Source organism: Azospirillum palustre (genome assembly GCF_002573965.1).
GTDB classification, from domain to species: Bacteria; Pseudomonadota; Alphaproteobacteria; order Azospirillales; family Azospirillaceae; genus Azospirillum; species Azospirillum palustre.
Genome location: NZ_PDKW01000038.1, coordinates 197,086 through 218,645, shown reverse-complemented (window position 1 = coordinate 218,645; position 21,560 = coordinate 197,086). Strand labels below are relative to the sequence as shown.

Below are 21,560 nucleotides of genomic sequence, written 5' to 3'. Positions count from 1 at the left end.
TGTTCCGAAACGAAAGCGGCTGGGTTCCATAAGGGACCGCCGCGGTACGGAGAGGAACCCATGGCAAACGAGTCCGCGGTTACCGACCTTCTGATCGTCGGCGGCGGCGTGAACGGGGCGGGCATCGCCCGCGACGCGGTCGGGCGCGGGATGTCGGTGGTGCTGTGCGAACAGGGCGACCTTGCGGGCGCCACCTCGTCGGCCAGCACCAAGCTGATTCACGGCGGCCTGCGCTATCTCGAATATTACGAATTCCGTCTGGTGCGCGAAGCGCTGCAGGAGCGCGAGGTGCTGCTGCGCGCCGCCCCGCACATCATCTGGCCGCTGCGCTTCGTCCTGCCGCACGACAGCAGCATGCGCCCGGCCTGGATGGTCCGCATCGGCCTGTTCCTTTACGATCATCTGGGCAAGCGCAAGCTGCTGCCGGGCTCGCACGGCGTCGACCTGACCAGTGCGCCGGCCGGCAAGCCGCTGGCGGGCGGCTTCACCAAGGCGTTCGAATATTCGGACTGCTGGGTCGAGGACAGCCGGCTGGTCGTGCTGAACGCGATGGACGCGCGGGCCCGCGGTGCCGAAATCCTGACCCGCACCCGCTGCGAGAAGGCCGAACGCAAGGGTGGCCTGTGGGAAGCGACGCTGGTCGACACCCACACCGGCGCCACCCGCACCGTCCGCGCCCGCGCGCTGGTCAATGCCGCCGGCCCCTGGGTGCGCGAGATGATCGCCAAGCGCACCGGCGTCACCGTCGACAAGTCGGTCCGTCTGGTCAAGGGCAGCCACATCGTCGTTCCGAAGATGTACGAGGGCGACCATGCCTACATCTTCCAGAATGACGACCGCCGCATCGTCTTCGCCATCCCCTACGAGCGCGACTTCACCCTGATCGGCACCACCGACCTCGATTATTCGGGCGATCCCGGCGCGGTGGCGATCTCCCCTGAGGAAATCGCCTACATGTGCCGGGCGGTGTCGCGCTACTTCGCCAAGCCGGTGCGCGAAAGCGACGTGGTGTGGACCTACAGCGGCGTCCGGCCGCTGTTCGACGACGCCAGCGGCAACGCCTCGGCCGTCACCCGCGACTATGTGCTGGAGATGGACGAGCCGGCCGGCGACGCGCCGATGCTGTCGATCTTCGGCGGCAAGATCACCACCTTCCGCCGGCTGGCGGAGGAGGCGACGGAAAAGCTGGGCAAGGCGCTGGGCAAGGGCGGCATCACCTGGACCGCCGACGTGGCGCTTCCCGGCGGCGACATCGCCAACGCCGATTTCGCCGGCTTCCTGGCGGGCCTGAAGCGCAGCCGGCCCTGGCTGCCCGATGCGCTGGCCCTGCGGCTGGCGCGCGCCTACGGCACGCGGGTGGAACGGCTGCTGGGCGACGCCAAGGGGCTGGACGATCTGGGCATCGATTTCGGGGGCGGCGTCCATGAGGCCGAACTCGACTATGCCGCGCGGGAGGAGTTCGCCATGACCGGCGACGACTTCCTGTGGCGGCGCTCCAAACTTGGGCTGCACCTGGACGCAAATGTCCGGGAGGCCATCGGCGGCTGGTTCGACAGGCGCCGCGAAGCAACGGCCAACAGGGGTACGGGCGGCGATACCGCCGGTCTGTTGGTTGAAAAGGGGCGGTCGATGGGAGGAATGCGGTGACACTCACACTGGAAGGCGTGGCGAAGCGTGTCGGCGCCGAGCAGCATCTCCATCCCCTGTCGCTGGAGCTGCAACCCGGCAGCTTCAATGTCCTGCTGGGGCGGACGTTGGCCGGCAAGACGACGCTGATGCGGCTGATGGCCGGGCTGGATGCGCCCAGCGCCGGGCGGGTGCTGGAAAACGGCAAGGACGTGACCGGCACGTCGGTGCGCCATCGCGACGTGGCGATGGTCTATCAGCAGTTCATCAATTATCCGGCGATGACGGTCTTCGAGAACATCGCCTCGCCGCTGCGCCGCCAGGGCAAGGACAAGGGGGAGATCGACGCCAAGGTGCGGCGCACCGCCGCCATGCTGCGGATCACCCCCTATCTCGACCGTCTGCCGGCCGAGCTGTCGGGCGGCCAGCAGCAGCGCTGCGCCATTGCGCGGGCCCTGGTGAAGGGCGCCGGCCTGCTTCTGCTCGACGAGCCGCTGGTCAACCTCGACTACAAGCTGCGCGAGGAGCTGCGCGCCGAACTGCGCGAGATTTTTGCCGACGGCAAGACCACCGTTGTCTACGCCACCACCGAACCGCAGGAGGCGCTGATCCTCGGCGGCAACGTGACGGTGCTGCATGAGGGGCGGATGTTGCAGGCCGGGGCGACCGGTGACGTGTTCCACACGCCGGCCTCGCTGGAATGCGCGCAGGTGTTCAGCGACCCGCCGATGAATGTGGTGGACGCGATCCTGACCAACGACCGCGTGGCCCTGTCGGACGGCACCAGCCTGCCGTTGTCGGCCCACGACCGCAACCTGCCGGCCGGTCCCTGCAAGGTCGGCATCCGCGCCAACCACCTGACGGTGCTGCGGCGGAGCGAGCGGCTGGTGCCGGTCAAGGGCAAGGTCGCCCTGTCGGAGATCAGCGGGTCGGAGACCTTCGTCCATCTGCGCCACGGCGACACCACGCTGATCGCGCGCGAGGAGGGGGTGCACAGCCACCCGATCGGCAGCGACATCCAGGTCTATGCCGATCCCGACCGCATCTTCGTCTTCTCCTCCGTGGGCAAGCTGGTGGCGGCACCCAACTGGCGGCGCGGCGCGCTGCGCAACATCGCTTAAGGGGGCGGGAGCGATGGCGACCATCCAATTCGACAATCTCGGCCACTCCTATCACCCGCACCCCAGCAAGCCTGAGGACTACGCGCTCCGTCGCCTGTCGCAGGAGTGGGAGGACGGCAAGGCCTATGCGCTGCTGGGGCCGTCCGGCTGCGGCAAGTCCACGCTGCTGAACATCATCTCCGGCCTGCTGGTGCCCAGCGAGGGGCGGGTGCTGTTCGACGGGCTGGACGTGACCCGCTGCACGCCGGAAGAGCGCAACATCGCCCAGGTGTTCCAGTTCCCGGTCATCTACGACACCATGACGGTGTACGAGAACCTCGCCTTCCCGCTCCGCAACCGCAAGGTTCCGGCGGCGGACGTTGACCGCCGCGTGCGGCAGGTGGCCGAGGCGCTGGACCTGACCGCCGACCTGAAGAAGCGCGCCCAGCGGCTGACGCCGGACGCCAAGCAGAAGATCTCGATGGGCCGCGGTCTGGTGCGGTCGGACGTGGCGGCCATCCTGTTCGACGAGCCGCTGACCGTCATCGACCCGCACACCAAGTGGATCCTGCGCCGCAAGCTGCGCCAGATCCATGAGGAATACCGCCTGACCATGATCTACGTGACCCACGACCAGGTGGAGGCGCTGACCTTCGCCGACAAGGTCGCGGTGATGTACGAGGGCGCCATGGTCCAGCTCGGCACCCCGCAGGAGCTGTTCGAGAACCCCGAGCACACCTTCGTTGGCTATTTCATCGGCAGCCCCGGCATCAACCTGATGCCCTGCACGCTCGGCAACGACCATGCGCTGGTCGACGGCATCGCCATCCCGCTGCCCGACCGCGCCGTGTCGTCGGCCGGTGGCCGGGTGGGCGGCAAGTTCGAGCTGGGCATCCGGCCGGAATTCCTGGAGCTGACCCGCAGCGGCACTGCCGGCGCGATCCCGGTGCAGGTCACCGGCGTCGACGATCTCGGCACCTCCAAGCTGGCGACGGTGCGGTTGAACAATCACACCTTGAAGGTTCGGCTGAGCGAGGAACAGGAGATCCCGGCCCTCGATGCCGCCATCCGTTTCCCCACCCGGTGGACCAAGCTCTACCGCGACAGCCATCTGATCGGTTGAGGAGGCACGAAGCCATGGATAAGGTCCAGGACAACCGGGCTTGGTTCCTGATCATCCCGGTCTTTCTGATCGTCGCCTTCAGTGCGGTGATCCCGCTGATGACGGTGGTCAACTACTCGGTGCAGGAGATCTTCGGCCCCGGCCAGACCTTCTTCGTCGGCACCGAATGGTTCGAGGCGGTGCTGAAGGACGAGCGGCTGCACGATGCGCTGGTCCGCCAGATCGTCTATTCGCTGGCGGTGCTGGCCATCGAGATCCCCTTGGGCATCCTGATCGCTCTCGGCATGCCCGGCGGTCGCAGCGCTAAGACGTCGTTGACGCTGGTGCTGCTGGCCCTGCCTCTGCTGATCCCGTTCAATGTGGTCGGCACCATCTGGCAGATCTTCGGCCGCGGCGACATCGGTCTGCTGGGCGCGACCTTCCGCGCCATCGGCATCGACTACAACTACACCAACAATTCGGCCCATGCCTGGGTGACGGTGCTGGTGATGGACGTCTGGCACTGGACCAGCCTGGTGGCGCTGCTGTGCTACGCCGGCCTCCAGTCGATCCCGCCGGCCTTCTATCAGGCGGCCAAGATCGACGGCGCGTCGAAATGGGCGGTGTTCCGCTACATCCAGCTGCCGAAGATGCGCGGCGTCCTGATCATCGCGGTGCTGCTGCGCTTCATGGACAGCTTCATGATCTACACCGAGCCGTTCGTGCTGACCGGCGGCGGTCCCGGCAACTCCACCACCTTCCTCAGCCAGTATCTGACGCAGATGGCGGTGGGTCAGTTCGACATCGGCAAGGCCGCGGCCTTCTCCATCGTCTATTTCCTGATCGTGCTGCTGTTCAGCTTCATCTTCTACACCATCATCACCCGCACCGGCGAGGGAGAGAAGAAATGAGCAAGGCTGCGGTTCTCGCTCCCGGTTCGCTGGCGATGCCGGCCAACATCCGCCGCTCCTCCGCGCGGGTGTCCAAAAGGACGATCATTCTCGTCTGCTACATCGTCTTCCTCATGCTGCCCATCTACTGGATGGTCAACATGTCCTTCAAGACGAACGAGGAGATCCTGTCGGGCCTGACGCTGTACCCGCACAACCCGACGCTGCGCAATTACGCCATCATCTTCACCGATCCCAGCTGGTACAGCGGCTACATCAACTCGATCTATTATGTGACGCTGAACACCATCATCTCGCTGACGGTGGCGCTGCCGGCGGCCTACGCCTTCTCGCGCTACCGCTTCATCGGCGACAAGCACGTCTTCTTCTGGCTGCTGACCAACAAGATGGCACCGCCGGCCGTGTTCCTGCTGCCCTTCTTCCAGCTTTACCAGACGGTCGGGCTGTTCGACACGCACATCGCCGTCGCCCTGGCCCACTGCCTGTTCAACGTGCCGCTGGCGGTCTGGATCCTGGAAGGCTTCATGTCGGGCGTGCCGCGCGAGATCGACGAGATGGCCTACATCGACGGCTACAGCTTCCCGCGCTTCTTCGGCACGGTGTTCCTGCCGATGATCCGGGCCGGCGTCGGCGTCACCGCCTTCTTCTGCTTCATGTTCAGCTGGGTCGAGCTTCTGCTGGCCCGCACGCTGACCTCGGTCGATGCCAAGCCGATCGCCGCCACCATGACCCGCACCGTCAGCGCGTCGGGCATGGACTGGGGCCTGCTGGCCGCCGCCGGCGTGCTGACCATCCTGCCGGGCGCGCTCGTGATCTGGTTCGTCCGCAACTACATCGCCAAGGGCTTCGCCCTGGGCCGGGTCTGAGGGAGGCTCCGCGTCATGGATATGGACTGGATGGCGTGGACCACGCCGACCGCGATCTTCTTCCTGTGCATCGCCCTGATGCTGGCCGGCATGACGGTCTGGGAGGTGGTGTCGCCGACGGTGGAGGCCAAGGGCTTCCTGCCGATGCGCACCACCCGCGGCGACCGCCTGTTCATCGGCCTGCTCGGCAGCGCCTTCATCCATCTGGGCTGGCTCGCCGCGACCGACGCGTCGCTGTGGGGCGCCTCCGCGGTCGCGCTGGTGTGGATCGCGCTGGTCATCCGCTTCGGGTGATCCGCTTCGGCTGTGGAGAAGCCAAGGTTTCAAGGAATCCCTTCCCCCGCGGGGCTGCGGGGAAGACGGGAAGAGCGGTGGTTTCCGCTGGTAAGAGCAATACGAAACGTCAACCCGACACCAAGTCGATCAAGTGGGAGGAAGCATGCTTCAGCAACAGACTTCGCGTCGTTCTCTGCGGCGCCGCCTGACCGGGGCCGTGATGGCCGGTGGCATCGGCGTTCTGCTGGCGATGGCCTCGGCCGGCCCGTCCGCCGCCATGACGCCGGACCAGGAAGCCGTCGCCAAGCGCATCATCGAGGAACTCCAGCCTTCCACGCTGTCCAAGGACGAGCAGATGAAGGAGCTGGAGTGGTTCGTGAAGGCTGCCGAGCCGTACAAGGGGATGGAGATCAACGTCGTCTCCGAAACGCTGACGACGCACGAGTTCGAATCGAAGACGCTGGCCAAGCTGTTCAGCGAGCTGACCGGGATCAAGCTGAAGCACGACCTGATCCAGGAAGGCGACGTCATCGAGAAGCTGCAGACGCAGATGCAGTCGGGCCGCAACGTCTATGACGCCTACGTCAACGACAGCGACCTGATCGGCACCCATGTCCGCTACGGCCAAGCCATCGCGCTGTCCGACTTCATGGGTGGCGAAGGCAAGGACGTCACCCTGCCGACGCTGGACGTGAAGGACTTCATCGGCACCAGCTTCACCACCGGCCCGGACGGCAAGCTCTACCAGCTGCCCGACCAGCAGTTCGCCAACCTCTACTGGTTCCGCGCCGACTGGTTCGCCCGTCCCGACCTGAAGGAGAAGTTCAAGGCCAAGTACGGCTACGACCTGGGCGTCCCGCTCGACTGGTCGGCCTACGAGGACATCGCCGAATTCTTCACCAACGACGTGAAAGAAATCGATGGCGTCCGCGTCTTCGGCCACATGGATTACGGCAAGAAGGACCCGTCGCTCGGCTGGCGCTTCACCGACGCCTGGCTGTCGATGGCCGGCGCCGGCGACAAGGGCCTGCCGAACGGCAAGCCGGTGGACGAGTGGGGCATCCGCGTCGAGGGCTGCCGCCCGGCCGGCGCCTCGGTCGCCCGCGGCGGCGACACCAACGGCCCGGCCGCCGTCTATTCGCTGGTCAAGTACATCGACTGGCTGAAGAAGTACGCGCCGCCGGAAGCCGCCGGCATGACCTTCTCCGAAGCCGGCCCGGTGCCTGCCCAGGGCAACGTCGCCCAGCAGATCTTCTGGTACACCGCCTTCACCGCCGACATGACCAAGCCGGGCCTGCCGGTGGTCAACGCCGACGGCACGCCCAAGTGGCGCATGGCCCCCTCGCCGCACGGTCCGTACTGGGAGCAGGGCATGAAGCTCGGCTACCAGGACGTGGGGTCGTGGACGCTGCTGAAGTCCACCCCGGCCGAGCGCCGCAAGGCCGCGTGGCTCTACGCCCAGTTCACCGTGTCGAAGACCGCGTCGCTGAAGAAGACGCTGGTCGGCCTGACGCCGATCCGCGAAAGCGACATCAAGTCCGACGCGATGACCCAGGTGGCGCCGAAGCTGGGCGGTCTGGTCGAGTTCTACCGCAGCCCGGCCCGCGTCGCCTGGACCCCGACCGGCACCAACGTGCCGGACTATCCGAAGCTGGCCCCGCTGTGGTGGCAGAACATCGCCGAAGCCGTGACGGGTGAGCGCACCCCGCAGCAGGCGATGGACAATCTGGCCGAGCAGATGGAGCAGGTGCTGGCCCGCATGGAGCGCGCCAACATCGGTGGCGAGTGCGCGCCGAAGCTGAACCCGAAGAAGGACGCCAAGGAGTGGTTCGCCGCTCCCGGCGCCCCGAAGGCCAAGCTCGACAACGAGAAGCCCAAGGGCCAGACCATCGCCTATGACGACCTGCTGAAGGCGTGGAAGGAAGGCCGCGCCCAGTAACGGGCTGGCAGAACTGTTCTCCTCCTGGCACTTCGTCCTGGTTGGGCCAGGGGTAAACTGTGGGGCGGCGGCATGCTGCCGCCCCATTCTTCTTATTCTGAAGGTTCCCTCTCCCGTCCCGGGAGAGGGAAGGGGCCCAAGCAAAGCTTGGGAAGGGTGAGGGGTAATCCAAGGATCAGATCCATGTTCGGATTGCCCCTCACCCTCCCGCCTTTGGCGGGTCCCTCCCTCTCCCGGGGCGGGAGAGGGTATGAAGTCCAAGAATTCACGAGGGAACGCTTCCATGAGTAAGGCCGGCCACATCCTCGCCATCGATCAGGGCACCACCTCGTCGCGGGCGATCCTGTTCGACGGCCGGGGGACGCCGCTGGCCGAAGCGCGGCGCGAGTTCCCCCAGCATTACCCCGGCGACGGCTGGGTCGAGCATGATCCCGCCGACATCCTGCGCGACGTCCGCACCGTGGCGCGCGAAGCGGTGGAGAAGTCCGGGGTCGATGCGTCCGCCATCGCCGCCATCGGCATCACCAACCAGCGCGAAACCGCCGTGGTGTGGGACCGCGCGACCGGCGAGCCGATCCACCGTGCCATCGTCTGGCAGGACCGCCGCACCGCCGCGCTCTGCCACGATCTGGTGGCGGCGGGCAATGCCGAGCTGGTGCGCTCCAAGACTGGCCTGCTGATCGACGCCTATTTCTCCGCCACCAAGATCGCCTGGATCCTCGACCATGTGCCGGGGGCCCGCGCGCGGGCCGAGCGGGGCGAGCTGTGCTTCGGCACCATCGACAGTTTCCTGATCTACCACCTGACCGGACGGCAGGTGCATGCGACCGACGCGACCAACGCCTCTCGCACCATGCTGTTCGACATCCATGTCCAGGACTGGGACGACGAGTTGCTGGCGCTGTTCCGGGTGCCGCGCGCCATGCTGCCGCGGGTGCTCGACAGCTCCGACGATTTCGGCGCCACCGAGCCGGAGCTGCTCGGCCGGCCGATCCCCATCGCGGGTGTTGCCGGCGACCAGCAGGCGGCGGCCTTCGGGCAGGCCTGCCTGACGCCGGGCATGGCGAAATCGACCTACGGCACCGGCTGCTTCGCGCTGATCAACACCGGGGAGACGCCGGTGGTGTCGAAGAACCGGCTGCTGACCACCGTCGCCTACCGGCTGAACGGCAAGACGTCGTATGCGCAGGAAGGCTCGATCTTCGTCGCCGGCGCCGCGATCAAGTGGCTGCGCGACGGCATCGGCATCATCACCCATGCCAGCCAGACCGACGACATGGCGACCCGCGTGCCCGACAGCCACGGCGTCTATTTCGTCCCGGCCTTCGTTGGCTTGGGCGCGCCGCACTGGGATTCGGCCGCCCGCGCCGCGATCTTCGGCATGACGCTGGACGTCGGCCCGGCCCACATCGCCCGCGCGGCGCTGGAGGCGGTTGCCTTCCAGACCCGCGACCTGATGGAGGCGATGGCCGGTGACTGGGGCGGCACCATCAACGCGCTGCGCATCGACGGCGGCATGGCCGCCAACGACTGGCTCTGCCAGTTCCTGGCCGACCTGCTGAACATGCCGGTCGAGCGCCCGAAGGTGATCGAGACCACGGCGCTCGGCGCCGCCTGCCTCGCCGCGCTGAAGGTCGGCGTGTTCGACGGGCTGGAGTCGGTGTCCGACGCCTGGCGCAGCGAGCGCCGCTTCGAACCGCGCATGGAGCAGGGCAAGCGCGACCGCCTCTATGGCGGCTGGCGCGATGCCGTGGCGCGGGTGCGGTCGGAGCGCTGACGGCTTCGGTGGCGGGAATTTGCAGAGTTTCTGGCGCAGACGGGCAAGTGACCCCGATCCGCTGCCGGTAATCTGACCTTGGTTGCGCGCTCCTCCCTCGGGTGCGTCGTCCTCGCCGGTTCAGCGGGGACACTGGGCCGGACGGTCGATACCGTCCGGCCCGTTTTCTTTTCCGGCCCGATTCTTCTCCGCTCACACCCCGTCGCGGTCGGTCAGCATGTGGCGGATCTCGCTCTTCAGCAGCTTGCCGGTGGCGGTGTGGGGCAGGCTGTCGACGAAGCGGACATCGTCGGGGATGCACCATTTCGCCACCTTGCCGTCGAAGACCGCCAGCAGCTCCTCGCGCGTCACGGCGGAGTCCGGCTTGCGGACGACGACCAGCATCGGGCGCTCGCCCCATTTTTCGTCGGGCACGGCGACGGCGGCGGCCTCCTGCACGCCGGGATGGCCGACGGCGATGTTCTCCAGGTCGATGGAGCTGATCCACTCGCCGCCCGACTTGATGACGTCCTTGGTGCGGTCGACGATCTGGACGAAGCCATCGGCGTCCATCGTCACCACGTCGCCGGTCTCGAACCAGCCCGGCACCGTCTGGTGGGCCGGGCTTTCCGTCACGCCGAAATAGCCGGAGCAGACGGTCGGGCCGCGCACCAGCAGCCGGCCGAAGCTGGTGCCGTCGCGCGCGACATCGTTGCCGGAGCCGTCGACGACGCGGAACTGCACGCCGCAGATCGGCCGCCCCTGCTTGGAGGCCAGCGCCAGGGCGGCGTCGGCATCCTGTCCGCGATGCTTGCCCTTCGGCGTGTTGGCGAGGCCGAGCGGGCTGGTTTCCGTCATGCCCCAGGCATGCAGAACCTCCACCCCCATCTCCTGGAAGCGCTGGATCATCACCGGCGGGCAGGCGGAGCCGCCGATGGCGATGCGGCGCATGGTGGTGAGATTCTTCTTGTTGGCGTCCAGCCAGTTCAGCAGCGCCAGCCAGACGGTCGGCACGCCGGCGCTGTTGGTGACCTTCTCGGCCTCGAACAGTTCATAGAGGCTGGCGCCGTCCAGCTTGCCGCCGGGGAAGACCAGCTTGGCGCCGACCATCGGCGCGGCATAGGGCACGCCCCAGGCATTGACGTGGAACATCGGCACCACCGGCAGCACCACGTCCGACGCCGACAGGCCGAACACGTCCGGCAGGCAGGCGGCGATGGCATGCAGGTAGGAGGAGCGGTGGCTGTAAAGCACGCCCTTCGGGTTGCCGGTGGTGCCGGAGGTGTAGCACATGCTGCAGGCGGTGTTCTCGTCCAGCTCCGGCCAGTCGAAGCCGTCCGGCTGGTCGGCCAGCAGATCCTCGTAGCACAGCAGGTTGGGCAGGCTGGAGGTCGGCATGTTGGCGCGGTCGGTCATCACGACGATGCCCTTCAGCCCGGTCAGCTCGTGGGCGATGCCCTCCAGCAGCGGCAGGAAGGTCAGGTCGGTGAACAGCAGCCGGTCTTCGGCGTGGTTGACGATGTAGGCGATCTGTTCCGGGAACAGCCGCGGGTTGATGGTGTGGCAGACCATGCCCGAGCCGCCGATGCCGTAATAGCATTCCAGATGGCGGTAGCCGTTCCAGGCCAGGGTGCCGATGCGGTCGCCCGGCTTCATCCCCAGCGCGGCCAGCGCGTTCGCCAGCTTCTGGGCGCGGACCCAGGCATCGGCATAGGTGTAGCGGTGGATCGGCCCCTCGGTGGTGCGCGACACGATCTCGGTGTCGGCATGGTAGAGCGCTGCGTGACGCAGGATCGACGTCACCAGCAGGGGGCCATTCATCATCATTCCGCGCAGCATCGTTTCACTCCCGGTTAGGTCGCTTCTGGTTTTGAGCAGTCTGCTCTTTGGTCGTGTGGTGGGGGGTCGTGTGGTGGGGGGCGTCTGGTGGTGGGGCATCGTCATGCGTGCAGGTGGAGAGCCGCCGTTCGGCGTCGGCCTCCATCGCCTTCAGCTCAAGGATCACCTCGTTGATCTCGGAGCGCATCCGCTCAAGCTCGACGAGGCGGGCGCGGATTTTGCGCAGCCCGTCGCGGTATTGTCCGGCGCTGGGCCGGCCGGAGCGGTAGTGGGCGAGATATTCGGCGATCTGTTCCAGCGAGAAGCCGACCCGGCGGAACTTCAGGATCATCATCAGCCGCGCGCGGTCGCGGTAGGTGAACACCCGCCGCCCCCCGGCCCGTTGCGGTGTCAGCAGTCCCTTTTCCTCGTAATAGCGCAGCGCCTGCGGCGTGAGATCGAACTCCGCCGCCAGCTCCGTCACGCCATATACCCGATCCCGTTCGGCCATGAACAATCCCCTGTACCGACGATTTCGCCACGGGTGCCGGGGGGAAGTCAACGTCAATGAGCTAAAGCAGGCTTTATGCTGCGGCTATCCGTTCTTTCGCTTGCCGCGACCTTTGGGCTGCGGACGGCCCGGTGCGACTGTGGCAGAGATTTCACATGACAAGCCGCGACGGCCGGTGCTTCCTGCGCTCGGCTTTGGGGATGTGCGGCAGCGACGTCGGGGGAGTGGGGTGAGGGGAAGGACCAGCTTTTTGCGCCGTCCGATCGGCGAGCCGTGGGACCTTGCCGCGGCGGTGGGGCTGCTGGCCCTGCTGGTGCTGGTCGCCGTCACCTTCCGGCAGTACGGCATCTCCAACGACGAGGAGGTGCAGCATGTCTATGGCGCCAAGCTGATCGACTTGTACCGCAGCGGCTTCGGCGACGATTCGGCCTTCACCTACAAGAATCTCTATCTCTATGGCGGGCTGTTCGACATGGCGGCGGTGGCGCTGGCGCCGCTCCTGCCCTTTGACCCGTACGAGACCCGGCATCTGCTCTGTGCCCTGATCGGGGTGGCGGGGGTCGCGGTGGTGTGGAGCGTCGGCCGCCGGCTGGCCGGACCGCGCGCGGGGTTCCTCTCCGGGACGCTGCTGGCGCTGTGCGGCCCCTGGTATGGCGGGCTGTTCAACCACACCAAGGACGTGCCCTTCGCCGTGCTGATGATGGCGGGGGTGGCGCTGCTGGTCCGGCTGGCCGGGCAGATGCCGCGGCCGCGCCTGCCCACGGTGCTGGGATTCGGCGTCGTCGTCGGGCTGGCGCTGGGCATCCGGGTCGGGGCGCTGCTGCTGCTTGGCTATGCGGCGGCGATGCTGGCGGGGTGGCTGCTGCTGGGCGGCATTTCCGTCGCCCGGCTGCGCGGGACCGGGCGGGGAGCGCTGCGCCTGCTGCCGGCGCTGCCGGTCGCCTACGCGCTGATGGCGGTCTTCTGGCCCTGGGCGGTGCTGGAGCCGCTGAACCCCTTGCGGGCGTTGGCCGATTTTTCGCACTTCCATTACCCGATCCGCACCCTGCTGGGCGGCACCGAGTATTGGATGTACGAGGTGCCGCGCAGCTATCTGGTCTGGTATCTCGGGATCAAGCTGCCGCTGGTGATGCTGGGCGGTGCCGCGCTGGGATTGCTCGTCCTGCCGGCGGCGATACGTCGGGACCGGCTGGCCGGCGGGGAGGGCATCGCCCGCGCAGTCGGCTGCGGGCTGGTGGCGCTGGCGGCGCTGTTTCCGGTGGTCTGGTTCACCGTCACCCATGCGCCCGGCTATACGGCGATCCGCCATTTCCTGTTCGTGCTGCCGCCGCTGGCCGTGCTGGGCGGCATCGGGCTCGACCGGCTGCTCGGCTGGGCCGGCGCCTGGAGGTTCGGCGTGTCCCAGCGAACCGGGCGGGGACTGTCGGCCGCCGTGCTGGCCGGGCTTGCGCTGGCGCTGGTCCTGGGGCGCGAGGCGGCGGTGCTGGAGTCGCTGCACCCCAACGAATATGTCTATTTCAACGAGCTGGTCGGCGGCGTCGCCGGCGCGGTGCGCAAATACGATGTCGATTACTGGGCCAACAGCCTGCCCGAAGCGGTCGAGGATCTGTCGGAGGTCATCGCTGCGGAGGAGGCGCGTACCCACCGCCACCGCAGCTACAGCGTCGCCGTCTGCGCCGAACCGCTGGCCTTCGAGAAGCTGGCGCCGGCCAACCTGCATTGGGTCACCGACTGGACCCGCGCCGACTTCTTCATCGCGCCGACGCAGGAGGATTGCGACACGCTGATGGCCGGCCCGACGGTGGCGGAGGTCGAGCGTGACGGTGCGCTGCTGGCGGTGGTGAAGGATCTGCGCAAGCCGGAGGAGCCGGCGACGACCGTCGAAATGGCCCGCCTGCGCACCGGCCGCCAGCAGCGCCACTGGTGGTGACGAACAGTCAAACCCGCGGCAGGAAGCGCATGCGGTCCAGGCCGTGGCGGGCCATTTTTTCGTTCAGGGTGCGCCGGGGGATGTCCAGCAGGTCTATCACCGCCTTGATGTCGCCCTTGCAGCGCTCCAGCGCCTGTTCGATCGCCCGTTTTTCGAAGGCATCGACCTGATCGGCCAGGGCGCGCGGCGGTACCGCCGTTTCTCCCCCGGCCCCAATCCCAAGGGCGCGGCGGCGCAGCAGGCCGGCAACGCCGCTGCGCCCGACCGACAGGACATGGCGTTCGGCCAGATTGCGAAGCTCCCGCACATTGCCGGGCCAGTCGTGGGCCAGCAGGGCGTCGAGGTCGGCCGGCTCCAGCGGACGCGGTTCGCGGTTATGGCGGGTGGCGAACTCGGCGGTGAAATAGTCGAACAGCAGCGGAATATCCTCCGCCCGCGCCCGCAGTGGCGGGATGTGCAGCTCCGCCACGTTCAGCCGGTAATAGAGGTCGGCGCGGAATCTGCCCTCCTCGCTGAGGTCGAGCAGGTCGATCTTGGTCGCCGCGACCAGCCGCAGGTCGACCGCGACCTGCTTGTTGGAGCCCAGCCTTTCTATGGTGCGTTCCTGGAGCGCGCGCAGCAGCTTGACCTGGATGGCGAGCGGCATGCTCTCGATCTCGTCGAGGAACAGGGTGCCGCCGCTGGAATGCTCCAGCTTGCCGGCGCGGCGCTGGGTGGCGCCGGTGAAGGCGCCGGGCTCGTGCCCGAACAGCTCGCTTTCCGCCATGCTGTCGGGGATGGCGCCGCAATTGACGGCGACGAAGGCGCCCTTTTGTCCACGCGAGCCGAAATCATGCAGGCAGCGGGCGACCAGCTCCTTCCCCGTTCCGGTCTCGCCATGGATCAGCACGCTGGCGCTGGTGGCGGCGAGGTCGATCAGGTCGCGCCGCAGCTCGGAGATGGCGGGAGAGGTGCCGATCAGCCGCGCCTCGATCCCGCCGCCGGCCATGCGGCGGCGCAGGCCGCGGTTCTCCAGCACCAGACGGCGCTTCTCCGCCGCGCGGCGGAGGACGGCGACCAGATGGTCGGGCTCGAAGGGCTTCTCGATGAAATCGTAGGCGCCGCGCCGCATCGCCTCCACCGCCAGGGCCACGTCGCCATGGCCGGTCACCAGGATCACCGGCAGGTCGGCGTCGCGCTCCAGCGCCCGCTCCAGCACCGCCATGCCGTCCATCCGCGGCATCCGCACGTCGGTGACCAGCACGCCGGGGAAATCGGGCGCCAGCAGGTCCAGTGCCGGCTGCGGCGTCTCGAAGCCCTGTGCCGCGAAGCCGGCCAGTTGCAGCCATTGCGTCACCGACACGCGCATCGCCAGCTCGTCGTCGATGAAAAGCACAGGGGTGGCAAGCGGATCGATCTTCATCTTCTGGCCCTCACTGTGCCTCCGGCAACTGGACGACGAAGCAGGCGCCGCCCTCGGGATTGTTCTCCGCCCGCAGTGTGCCGCCGAAGTCCCGCACGATGCCATAGGACAGCGACAGGCCGAGGCCAAGCCCCTGCCCGACCTCCTTGGTGGTGAAGAAGGGATCGAACAGCTGGAACTGGTGCGCCTCGGCGATCCCGGTGCCGGTGTCGCGGATGCGGATCTCCCAGCCCTCGGCGTTGCGGGTGGCGGTCAGGGTCAGGCGCCGGTCCCCGCTGCCCTCCATGGCGTCGGCGGCGTTGCGCAGCAGGTTGACGAAGACCTGCTCCAGCCGCACCGCATCGCCACGCACGCGGGCGTCGGGCGGGATCGACCGGTCCACCTGCACCTCCTCCTCGCGCAGGCGGGAGGCGAGCAGGGCCAGCGCGCGGTCCATGGCGCGGGCGACCGGAACGGCCTCCACCCGTGCCGGCCCCTTGCGGGCGAACTCCTTCAAATGGCCGGACAGCAGAGCCATCCGCTCCGCCAGATCGCCGATCATGGCGAGGTTGTCGCGGACCATCGCCGTTTCCCCCCGCTCGGCCAGCAGCCGGGTGGAGGCGACGAAGGTGCGGATGGCGGCCAGCGGCTGGTTGATCTCGTGGGCCAGCGCCGCCGACATCTGGCCGAGGGCCGCCAGCTTGCCGGCCTGCACCAGCTCCTCCTGCGCGTCGCGCAGGATGCGGTTGGCGGTCAGCAACTCGGCCGTGCGCTCCTCCACCCGGCGTTCCAGCGTCACCCGCGCCTCACGCTGGAGCCGCAGGGTCTGCCGCCGCTGCCAGCCCAGCGCCGTTGCCGCGGCCAGCAGCAGGATGCCCATGGCGGTCAGGATGGCCGCACCGGTGGCCTCCGCCTTCACCGGCTCCAGGTCGGACAGGAAGCGGATGGTCCAGCCGAACTCCGGCAGCGCAAGCTCCTGCATCAGGAAAGCGCGGCGGGATGCCTCCGGACCTGAGATGGGAAGGCTGACCAGCCGGGCGCCGTTTTCCATCAGCGGGCCGTCATGCAGGCCGAGCGGGGGCAGGTCGCTGCGGTCGTACTGGCGGGTCTGGGCCAGCCTGTCCGTCACCGCGCCGGGCAGCGGGCGCAAGGCGCGGTATTTCCATTCGGCATGGCTGGACAGGAAGACGATGCCGTTCTCGTCGGTCACCAGCACCCGCTCGCCGCCGGCCGCCCAGTCGCGCTGCACCGGTTCCAGATCGATCTTGACCACGGCGACGCCGGTCAGCGTCTCGCCCTGACGCACCGCGTGCGACAGGAAATAGCCGGGCAGGCCGGTGGTGACGCCGATGCCGAAGTAACGGCCGCTGCCGGTCTCCACCGCCTGACGGAAATAGGGGCGGAAGTCATAGGTATGGCCGATGAAGCTTTGCGCCGGATCGGCCCAGTTGCTGGCCGCCAGCGCCAAGCCGGAGCGGTCCACCACATAGAGCGCTGCCGATCCGGCCGCCGCGTTCGCCGTCTCCAGCCGGCGGTTCACGGCGTCGCGCCGCAGGTCCGAAGGCGCGTCCAGCAGGTCGAGCACCTCATGGTCGCGGGCGAGCAGGAAGGGCAGATAGTCGTAACGGCCGACCGCGTTGCGGATGCTGCTGGCATAGAGGCCGAGACGCAGGTCGCCGTTGAGGGTCAGCGCCGCCCGCGCTTCCGCCTCCGCCCAGCGATAGGCGCCCCAGCAGGCCAGCGCCGTCACCGCGGCCAGCGCCGCGACGAGGATCGCCATCCTGCGGCGGCGCAGCGGACGGGGGGAAACGGTGTCGGCCATGCCTGTCTATGGAGCGGCCGGGGCGATGCTGTCCAGCGCCTTTTCCGACGGAACGGCGGAGGGGTAAAGCAGCGCCGGATTTTGAATGAACGTTCAATCAAGAAAACAATCTTATGAAATGCCGGCGAATCATTTTAGTGATTATGTCAAATGAACAGCCGCCAGATGCGTGACATTGGCCGGGTTTTGTTGTTTGCGTCACTTTCATGGTGCACGAAAGCCGGCTATGGTGTGCCGCCGACGGCTTGGGCTTGACCTTGCCGCAACTGCCGGCAACGGGATCGAAACGGGGGGACAGGATCATGGACGCCGAATCCATTCGCGCCGCTTATCGCCGCTACGCCGGCTTCTACGACCGCGTGTTCGGGGTGCTTCTCGCATCGGGCCGGCATGCGGCGGTGGAGTGGCTGAACCGCCGCGGCGGCCTGCGCATTCTGGAGGTCGGCGTCGGCACCGGCCTGTCGCTGTCCGACTACCGCAATGACAACCGCGTCGTCGGCATCGACCTGTCCACCGACATGCTGAAGGTGGCGCAGGACCGGGTGGAGCGCGAGAAGCTCGACCATGTCGAAGGGCTGCTGGAGATGGATGCCGGCAAGCTGGCCTTCGCCGACGGCAGCTTCGACGTGGTGGTCGCCATGTATGTGATGACCGTCGTCCCCGACCCCCAGGGCACGATGGCGGAGTTGGAGCGCGTCTGCAAACCCGGCGGCGACATCGTGATCGTCAACCACTTCGCCGCCCCCGAAGCCGGTGTCCGCCGCGCGGTGGAGGGGTGGCTGTCGCCCCTGTCGAAGAAGCTCGGCTGGCGGCCGGACTTCACGCTGGATGCGATGATGAACGGCTCGCGGCTGGCGGTTGAGAGCATCCGCACCCTGCCGCCCTTCGGGCTGTTCAGCCTGCTGCACTGCCGGCGGGGCTAGAGTGAGATAGCCGGGATCCGTCAGGCCGGTACGCGCTCGGCACGGTCATTCCGACGCAGGGCGCGGCCCCGCCGGCCTGCCATGATCGCCGGCCGCTCGATCGCCAGATGGACGAGGCTGGCGACCGCCACGACGAGGATGCCTGTCCCCGCCAGCGCCAGCGCGTACAGCCCCGCGTCTTCCCCGACAAGGGAACGCACGGGAGCGTTGGCGGTGATCGCTGTCCAGATCACGATCCCGTGCAGCAGATAGACGCCGTAGCTGATTTCCCCCAGCCACAGAACCGGCTGACAGGTCAGGGCGCCGCGGAAACTCTGACCGGCGGCGACGGCGACGAAGAACAGGCCGAGCCCCAGCACGGGGAGCGGCGCATAGGCGGTGTCGAAGCCTGTCACAGCCGCCGACAAGCCGGCGAGCGCCACCGCCAGACCGCGGCCCGACCGCGCGAACCGGACAAGTCCGGGCCGGCGGATCGCATGGGCGGCGGCGATGCCGCCCAGGAAGCACTCCAGCACCGCAAGGCTGAAATTGCGGAAGTAGAGCAGAAGGATCAGCGTCGCCGCGACCGAGACGAGAGCCGGCCGCAGCCGGCGGGCCGGCGTGACCAGGACGGCGAGTGCGGGCAGCGCCGCGTAGAACAGCAGCTCGTAGGGCAGGGACCAGGTGGCATAGGCGACGATCTGCCCGGTGTTCTCCAGGCCGTTGATCGGCGGAGCCTTGAAGGTCGCCCAGCCAACCAAGCGGCGCAGCAGGTCGAGCGGACTGGTCCTCAATTCGAAGCCCGTCGAAGCCAGCGCCAGCACCGCGACCAGCAGCACGGCGACCGCATAGACCGGATAGACGCGGTAAATGCGGGACGACACGAAGCCTGGCCAATCCATCTCCGGTCCGGCCTTCAGCAGCTTGTCCCAGAACAGGAAGGCGGTGACCATGAAGAACAGCGCCACGCTGCTCTGTCCCAGTTGGGTGTAGAGCCGCGAGGGCGGCAGCGTCCAAAGGCCGGTGTGGAGATATTGCCAGGTGATGATGCCGTGATGGATGAACACGGCATAGGCCAGCAGCCCGCGCATCCCGTCGATGGCGGCGTAGCGGCCATCATTCCTGCTGTCTGCGCCGGCCTGCGGGCGAAGCGGACGGGGAACGAGGCGCAGAATCGCCCAGGACGCGCAGATCGCCACCGCGAAGAGGAAAACCGCCAGGAGCGGGGAGAAGGCCATAGCGTCGTTCCGGATCGTCATGCGCAGCCATCGTGGGGCCGCGTGATGGGGAGATGCCTGCGGATCGCTTGTCAAGGCCGTTCGCCTCAAGACCGTTCGCTGGTCTCCGGTTGGGGGCAACCGCTCCATCCCGCGTGACCGCGCCCGCCGGCTGCTGTTAGTCTCGGCCTCACCACACAGGCGATCACGGGAGCGGAACCATGGCCGGACAGAGCGGCGATCTGGCGGGAAAGCGGATTCTGGTGCCGGAAAGCCGGGACCTCGACCTGTTCGCCGGCATGATGGAACAGCATGGGGCCGAGACGATCCGCTGCCCGATGGTGAAAATCCTCGATCTCGACGACCCGGCGCCGGCACGGGCATGGCTGGAGCGGCTGCTGACCGAGGGGTACGACGACATCGTCCTGCTGACCGGCGAGGGGCTACGGCGGCTGATGACCGTCGCCCGCGTCATGGAGCGCGAGGCCGACGTGGTCGCCGCCATCGGCCGCGCGCGGGTCTTCGTCCGTGGCCCGAAGCCGGTGAAGGCGCTCCGCGAGATCGGCTGCACGCCCTACAAGTCCGCCCCGGCCCCGACCACCGACGGCGTCATCGCCATGCTGGGGGAGGAGGAGCTGACCGGCCGCCGCGTCGGTATCCAGCTCTATCCCGACAACCCTAACGAACCGCTGCTGGAGGCGGTCCGGGCGCGCGGCGGCCAGCCGATGGCGGTCACCCCGTACCGCTACGCCAACGATTCGGAGACCGGCGCCGTCCAGGCGGCGATCCGAGACATGGCGGAGGGGCGCATCGACTTCGTCGCCTTCACCGCCTCCCCCCAGGTGCGGCGCCTGCATGAGGTGGCGGAGGCCTGCGGCCTTGGCGACGCCTTCCGCCAGGGCTTCGCCAGGACGCGCATCGCCGCCGTCGGTCCTGTGGTGGCCGAGGCGGTGGAGGCGGCCGGCGGAACCGTCGCGGTTTCCCCGGACTCGACCTTCCACATGAAGCCGCTGGTCAACGCCATCCGCCGGCTGCTGACCGAGGGGGAAGGAAACGGGCCGGCCTGATCGGGCCAGAGCTTTTGCCGGTCAGCGACCTTTCGCCCCACCCCTCTTCCGCGCAGGTTAATTGATAACAATTCTCACTCTCGTTTAACCTTTGACGCTCAGTGTCGGCCTCAGTCAGCGGCCGTTGCCAGGAGCGTCACCATGTCCACCCTCCCTGTTTTCTTGCCCCGTGCGTTGGCGCTGGCGTTCCTGTCGGCCGGTGTCGCGGGGGGCGGGGCAGCGTTTGCTGCCGACCTTTCAAGCAAGGAGAGGCTGGGAGAGGCGCTGTTCTCGGACACCGCCCTGTCGGCCAACCGCACCCAGTCTTGCGCCGACTGCCACAATCCGGATTTCGGCTTTGCCGATCCCCGCACCGGCGGGGCGGGCGGGGCGGCGTCGGTCGGCGACAACGGCAAATCGGTGGGCGACCGCAACGCGCCGACGGCGAGCTATGCCGCCTTCACGCCGTCCTTCCACATCAAGGCCGACGGCAAGGCGGTCGGCGGGCAGTTCTGGGACGGCCGCGCCGCCACCCTGAAGGATCAGGCCGGCGGTCCGCCGTTGAACCCGGCGGAGATGGGGCTGGCGTCCAAGGAGCAGGCACGCACCCGGCTGGCGGAGAATCCCGGCTATGCCCGTGCCTTCGTGGCGCTTTACGGCGCCGGCGTGCTGGACGATGCGGAGCGCGCCTATGACGCGATGAGCGACAGCATCGCCGCCTTCGAGAAGACCGACCGCTTCGCGCCCTTCGATTCGAAATACGACCGCTCCCTGCGCGGCGAGTACAAGATGACGGCGGAGGAGGATCTGGGAATGACCCTGTTCTTCTCCACCCAGTTCACCAACTGCAACCAGTGCCACAAGCTGAAGCCGATGCCGGCAGCCGCGGGCGAGACCTTCACCAATTACGAACACCACAACATCGGCGTGCCGGCCAATCCCGCCCTGCGCGAGGCGACGGCCAAGCCGGGTTTCGCCGACCGCGGGCTGCACGACAATCCGGCAGCGGCCAAGCCCGCCTACGAAGGTAAATTCAAGACACCGACCCTGCGCAACGTCGCGGTGACCGGCCCCTACATGCACAACGGGGTGTTCAAGGATCTGGAAACGGTGGTCCGCTTCTACGACCACTACAACAACCGGACGGAAAAGGCAGCTATCAACCCGGAGACGGGCAAGCCGTGGGCGCCGCCGGAGGTGGCGGCGAACCTGTCGTCAAAGGAATTGGAATCGGCGCCCGCCCTGGATACCCGCCGCGTCAAGGCGCTGGTCGCCTTCATGAAGACGCTGACCGACGCGCGGTACGAGCATCTGCTGAAATAGCGCAGTCAGCGACTGGGGCCGGGAATGGGGCCGG

The 21,560-nt window shown here is 67.8% G+C and carries 17 protein-coding genes; 12 read left to right on the top strand and 5 right to left on the bottom strand.

Features of this window, described 5'->3' with window-relative positions; translation table 11 throughout:
* Window positions 1-60: 60 nt before the first annotated feature.
* From glpD to glpK, 8 genes are all read left to right on the top strand, one after another.
* Entirely contained in the window at window positions 61-1,647 is a 1,587-nt protein-coding gene (gene glpD / locus CRT60_RS04785; RefSeq protein WP_098735307.1) for a glycerol-3-phosphate dehydrogenase, read from the top strand.
* Complete coding sequence (locus CRT60_RS04780; RefSeq protein WP_098735306.1) at window positions 1,644-2,747, top strand: ABC transporter ATP-binding protein; 1,104 nt, start codon at window positions 1,644-1,646, stop codon at window positions 2,745-2,747. The genes glpD and CRT60_RS04780 overlap by 4 nt, the downstream gene beginning before the upstream one ends.
* A 13-nt stretch (window positions 2,748-2,760) precedes the next feature.
* Window positions 2,761-3,849, top strand: coding sequence for an ABC transporter ATP-binding protein (locus CRT60_RS04775; RefSeq protein ID WP_098735305.1), 1,089 nt, complete (start codon window positions 2,761-2,763; stop codon window positions 3,847-3,849).
* A gap of 14 nt (window positions 3,850-3,863) precedes the next feature.
* Window positions 3,864-4,739, top strand: a complete 876-nt coding sequence (locus CRT60_RS04770; RefSeq protein WP_098735304.1) for a carbohydrate ABC transporter permease — start codon at window positions 3,864-3,866, stop codon at window positions 4,737-4,739.
* Window positions 4,736-5,605, top strand: a complete 870-nt coding sequence (locus CRT60_RS04765; RefSeq protein WP_425290393.1) for a carbohydrate ABC transporter permease — start codon at window positions 4,736-4,738, stop codon at window positions 5,603-5,605. The genes CRT60_RS04770 and CRT60_RS04765 overlap by 4 nt, the downstream gene beginning before the upstream one ends.
* 15 nt (window positions 5,606-5,620) lie before the next feature.
* Complete coding sequence (locus CRT60_RS04760; RefSeq protein WP_244592272.1) at window positions 5,621-5,899, top strand: DUF2160 domain-containing protein; 279 nt, start codon at window positions 5,621-5,623, stop codon at window positions 5,897-5,899.
* 145 nt (window positions 5,900-6,044) lie between these two features.
* Complete coding sequence (locus CRT60_RS04755) at window positions 6,045-7,820, top strand: ABC transporter substrate-binding protein (RefSeq protein ID WP_098735303.1); 1,776 nt, start codon at window positions 6,045-6,047, stop codon at window positions 7,818-7,820.
* Between the two features lie 283 nt (window positions 7,821-8,103).
* A complete protein-coding gene (glpK, locus tag CRT60_RS04750; protein WP_098735302.1) occupies window positions 8,104-9,597 on the top strand; it encodes a glycerol kinase GlpK in 1,494 nt (497 codons plus the stop codon).
* 192 nt (window positions 9,598-9,789) lie between these two features.
* Here glpK and CRT60_RS04745 read toward each other — a convergent pair whose 3' ends face one another.
* The gene (locus CRT60_RS04745) at window positions 9,790-11,415 is read right to left on the bottom strand and encodes a 3-(methylthio)propionyl-CoA ligase (RefSeq protein ID WP_098735301.1); all 1,626 of its coding nucleotides are present in this window, start codon (window positions 11,413-11,415) and stop codon (window positions 9,790-9,792) included.
* Between the two features lie 4 nt (window positions 11,416-11,419).
* The gene (locus CRT60_RS04740; protein ID WP_244592271.1) at window positions 11,420-11,905 is read right to left on the bottom strand and encodes a MerR family transcriptional regulator; all 486 of its coding nucleotides are present in this window, start codon (window positions 11,903-11,905) and stop codon (window positions 11,420-11,422) included.
* A 250-nt stretch (window positions 11,906-12,155) separates the two neighbouring features.
* Here CRT60_RS04740 and CRT60_RS04735 point away from each other — a divergent pair, with 250 nt between their 5' ends.
* Window positions 12,156-13,835, top strand: a complete 1,680-nt coding sequence (locus CRT60_RS04735) for a glycosyltransferase family 39 protein (protein ID WP_098735300.1) — start codon at window positions 12,156-12,158, stop codon at window positions 13,833-13,835.
* A gap of 7 nt (window positions 13,836-13,842) precedes the next feature.
* Here CRT60_RS04735 and CRT60_RS04730 read toward each other — a convergent pair whose 3' ends face one another.
* Window positions 13,843-15,237, bottom strand: coding sequence for a sigma-54-dependent transcriptional regulator (locus CRT60_RS04730; RefSeq protein WP_098735299.1), 1,395 nt, complete (start codon window positions 15,235-15,237; stop codon window positions 13,843-13,845).
* A 10-nt stretch (window positions 15,238-15,247) separates the two neighbouring features.
* On the bottom strand, window positions 15,248-17,038 hold the full coding sequence (locus CRT60_RS04725; protein ID WP_098735298.1) for a sensor histidine kinase: 1,791 nt from the start codon (window positions 17,036-17,038) through the stop codon (window positions 15,248-15,250).
* Between the two features lie 302 nt (window positions 17,039-17,340).
* Here CRT60_RS04725 and CRT60_RS04720 point away from each other — a divergent pair, with 302 nt between their 5' ends.
* Window positions 17,341-17,961, top strand: a complete 621-nt coding sequence (locus CRT60_RS04720; RefSeq protein ID WP_098735297.1) for a class I SAM-dependent methyltransferase — start codon at window positions 17,341-17,343, stop codon at window positions 17,959-17,961.
* Between the two features lie 20 nt (window positions 17,962-17,981).
* Here CRT60_RS04720 and CRT60_RS04715 read toward each other — a convergent pair whose 3' ends face one another.
* The gene (locus tag CRT60_RS04715) at window positions 17,982-19,199 is read right to left on the bottom strand and encodes an acyltransferase family protein (protein WP_244592270.1); all 1,218 of its coding nucleotides are present in this window, start codon (window positions 19,197-19,199) and stop codon (window positions 17,982-17,984) included.
* A 179-nt stretch (window positions 19,200-19,378) separates the two neighbouring features.
* On the opposite strand from CRT60_RS04715, the gene CRT60_RS04710 reads away from it, so the two are divergent.
* Window positions 19,379-20,224 (top strand): uroporphyrinogen-III synthase, encoded by an 846-nt coding sequence (locus CRT60_RS04710; protein WP_098735295.1) that lies wholly within the window; start codon window positions 19,379-19,381, stop codon window positions 20,222-20,224.
* A gap of 141 nt (window positions 20,225-20,365) precedes the next feature.
* Window positions 20,366-21,526 (top strand): cytochrome-c peroxidase, encoded by a 1,161-nt coding sequence (locus tag CRT60_RS04705; protein ID WP_098735294.1) that lies wholly within the window; start codon window positions 20,366-20,368, stop codon window positions 21,524-21,526.
* Window positions 21,527-21,560 lie beyond the last annotated feature (34 nt).

What these genes read in the sequence shown, in the direction of transcription:
- CRT60_RS04740 (WP_244592271.1), bottom strand. Translation starts at nt 11,905, where the DNA reads ATGGCCGAACGGGATCGGGTATATGGCGTGACGGAGCTGGCGGCGGAG.
- CRT60_RS04725 (WP_098735298.1), bottom strand. Translation starts at nt 17,038, where the DNA reads ATGGCCGACACCGTTTCCCCCCGTCCGCTGCGCCGCCGCAGGATGGCG.
- CRT60_RS04705 (WP_098735294.1), top strand. Translation starts at nt 20,366, where the DNA reads ATGTCCACCCTCCCTGTTTTCTTGCCCCGTGCGTTGGCGCTGGCGTTC.
- glpD (WP_098735307.1), top strand. Translation starts at nt 61, where the DNA reads ATGGCAAACGAGTCCGCGGTTACCGACCTTCTGATCGTCGGCGGCGGC.
- CRT60_RS04755 (WP_098735303.1), top strand. Translation starts at nt 6,045, where the DNA reads ATGCTTCAGCAACAGACTTCGCGTCGTTCTCTGCGGCGCCGCCTGACC.
- CRT60_RS04765 (WP_425290393.1), top strand. Translation starts at nt 4,736, where the DNA reads ATGAGCAAGGCTGCGGTTCTCGCTCCCGGTTCGCTGGCGATGCCGGCC.
- CRT60_RS04730 (WP_098735299.1), bottom strand. Translation starts at nt 15,237, where the DNA reads ATGAAGATCGATCCGCTTGCCACCCCTGTGCTTTTCATCGACGACGAG.
- CRT60_RS04710 (WP_098735295.1), top strand. Translation starts at nt 19,379, where the DNA reads ATGGCCGGACAGAGCGGCGATCTGGCGGGAAAGCGGATTCTGGTGCCG.
- CRT60_RS04760 (WP_244592272.1), top strand. Translation starts at nt 5,621, where the DNA reads ATGGATATGGACTGGATGGCGTGGACCACGCCGACCGCGATCTTCTTC.
- CRT60_RS04715 (WP_244592270.1), bottom strand. Translation starts at nt 19,199, where the DNA reads ATGACGATCCGGAACGACGCTATGGCCTTCTCCCCGCTCCTGGCGGTT.
- CRT60_RS04720 (WP_098735297.1), top strand. Translation starts at nt 17,341, where the DNA reads ATGGACGCCGAATCCATTCGCGCCGCTTATCGCCGCTACGCCGGCTTC.
- CRT60_RS04745 (WP_098735301.1), bottom strand. Translation starts at nt 11,415, where the DNA reads ATGCTGCGCGGAATGATGATGAATGGCCCCCTGCTGGTGACGTCGATC.
- glpK (WP_098735302.1), top strand. Translation starts at nt 8,104, where the DNA reads ATGAGTAAGGCCGGCCACATCCTCGCCATCGATCAGGGCACCACCTCG.
- CRT60_RS04770 (WP_098735304.1), top strand. Translation starts at nt 3,864, where the DNA reads ATGGATAAGGTCCAGGACAACCGGGCTTGGTTCCTGATCATCCCGGTC.
- CRT60_RS04775 (WP_098735305.1), top strand. Translation starts at nt 2,761, where the DNA reads ATGGCGACCATCCAATTCGACAATCTCGGCCACTCCTATCACCCGCAC.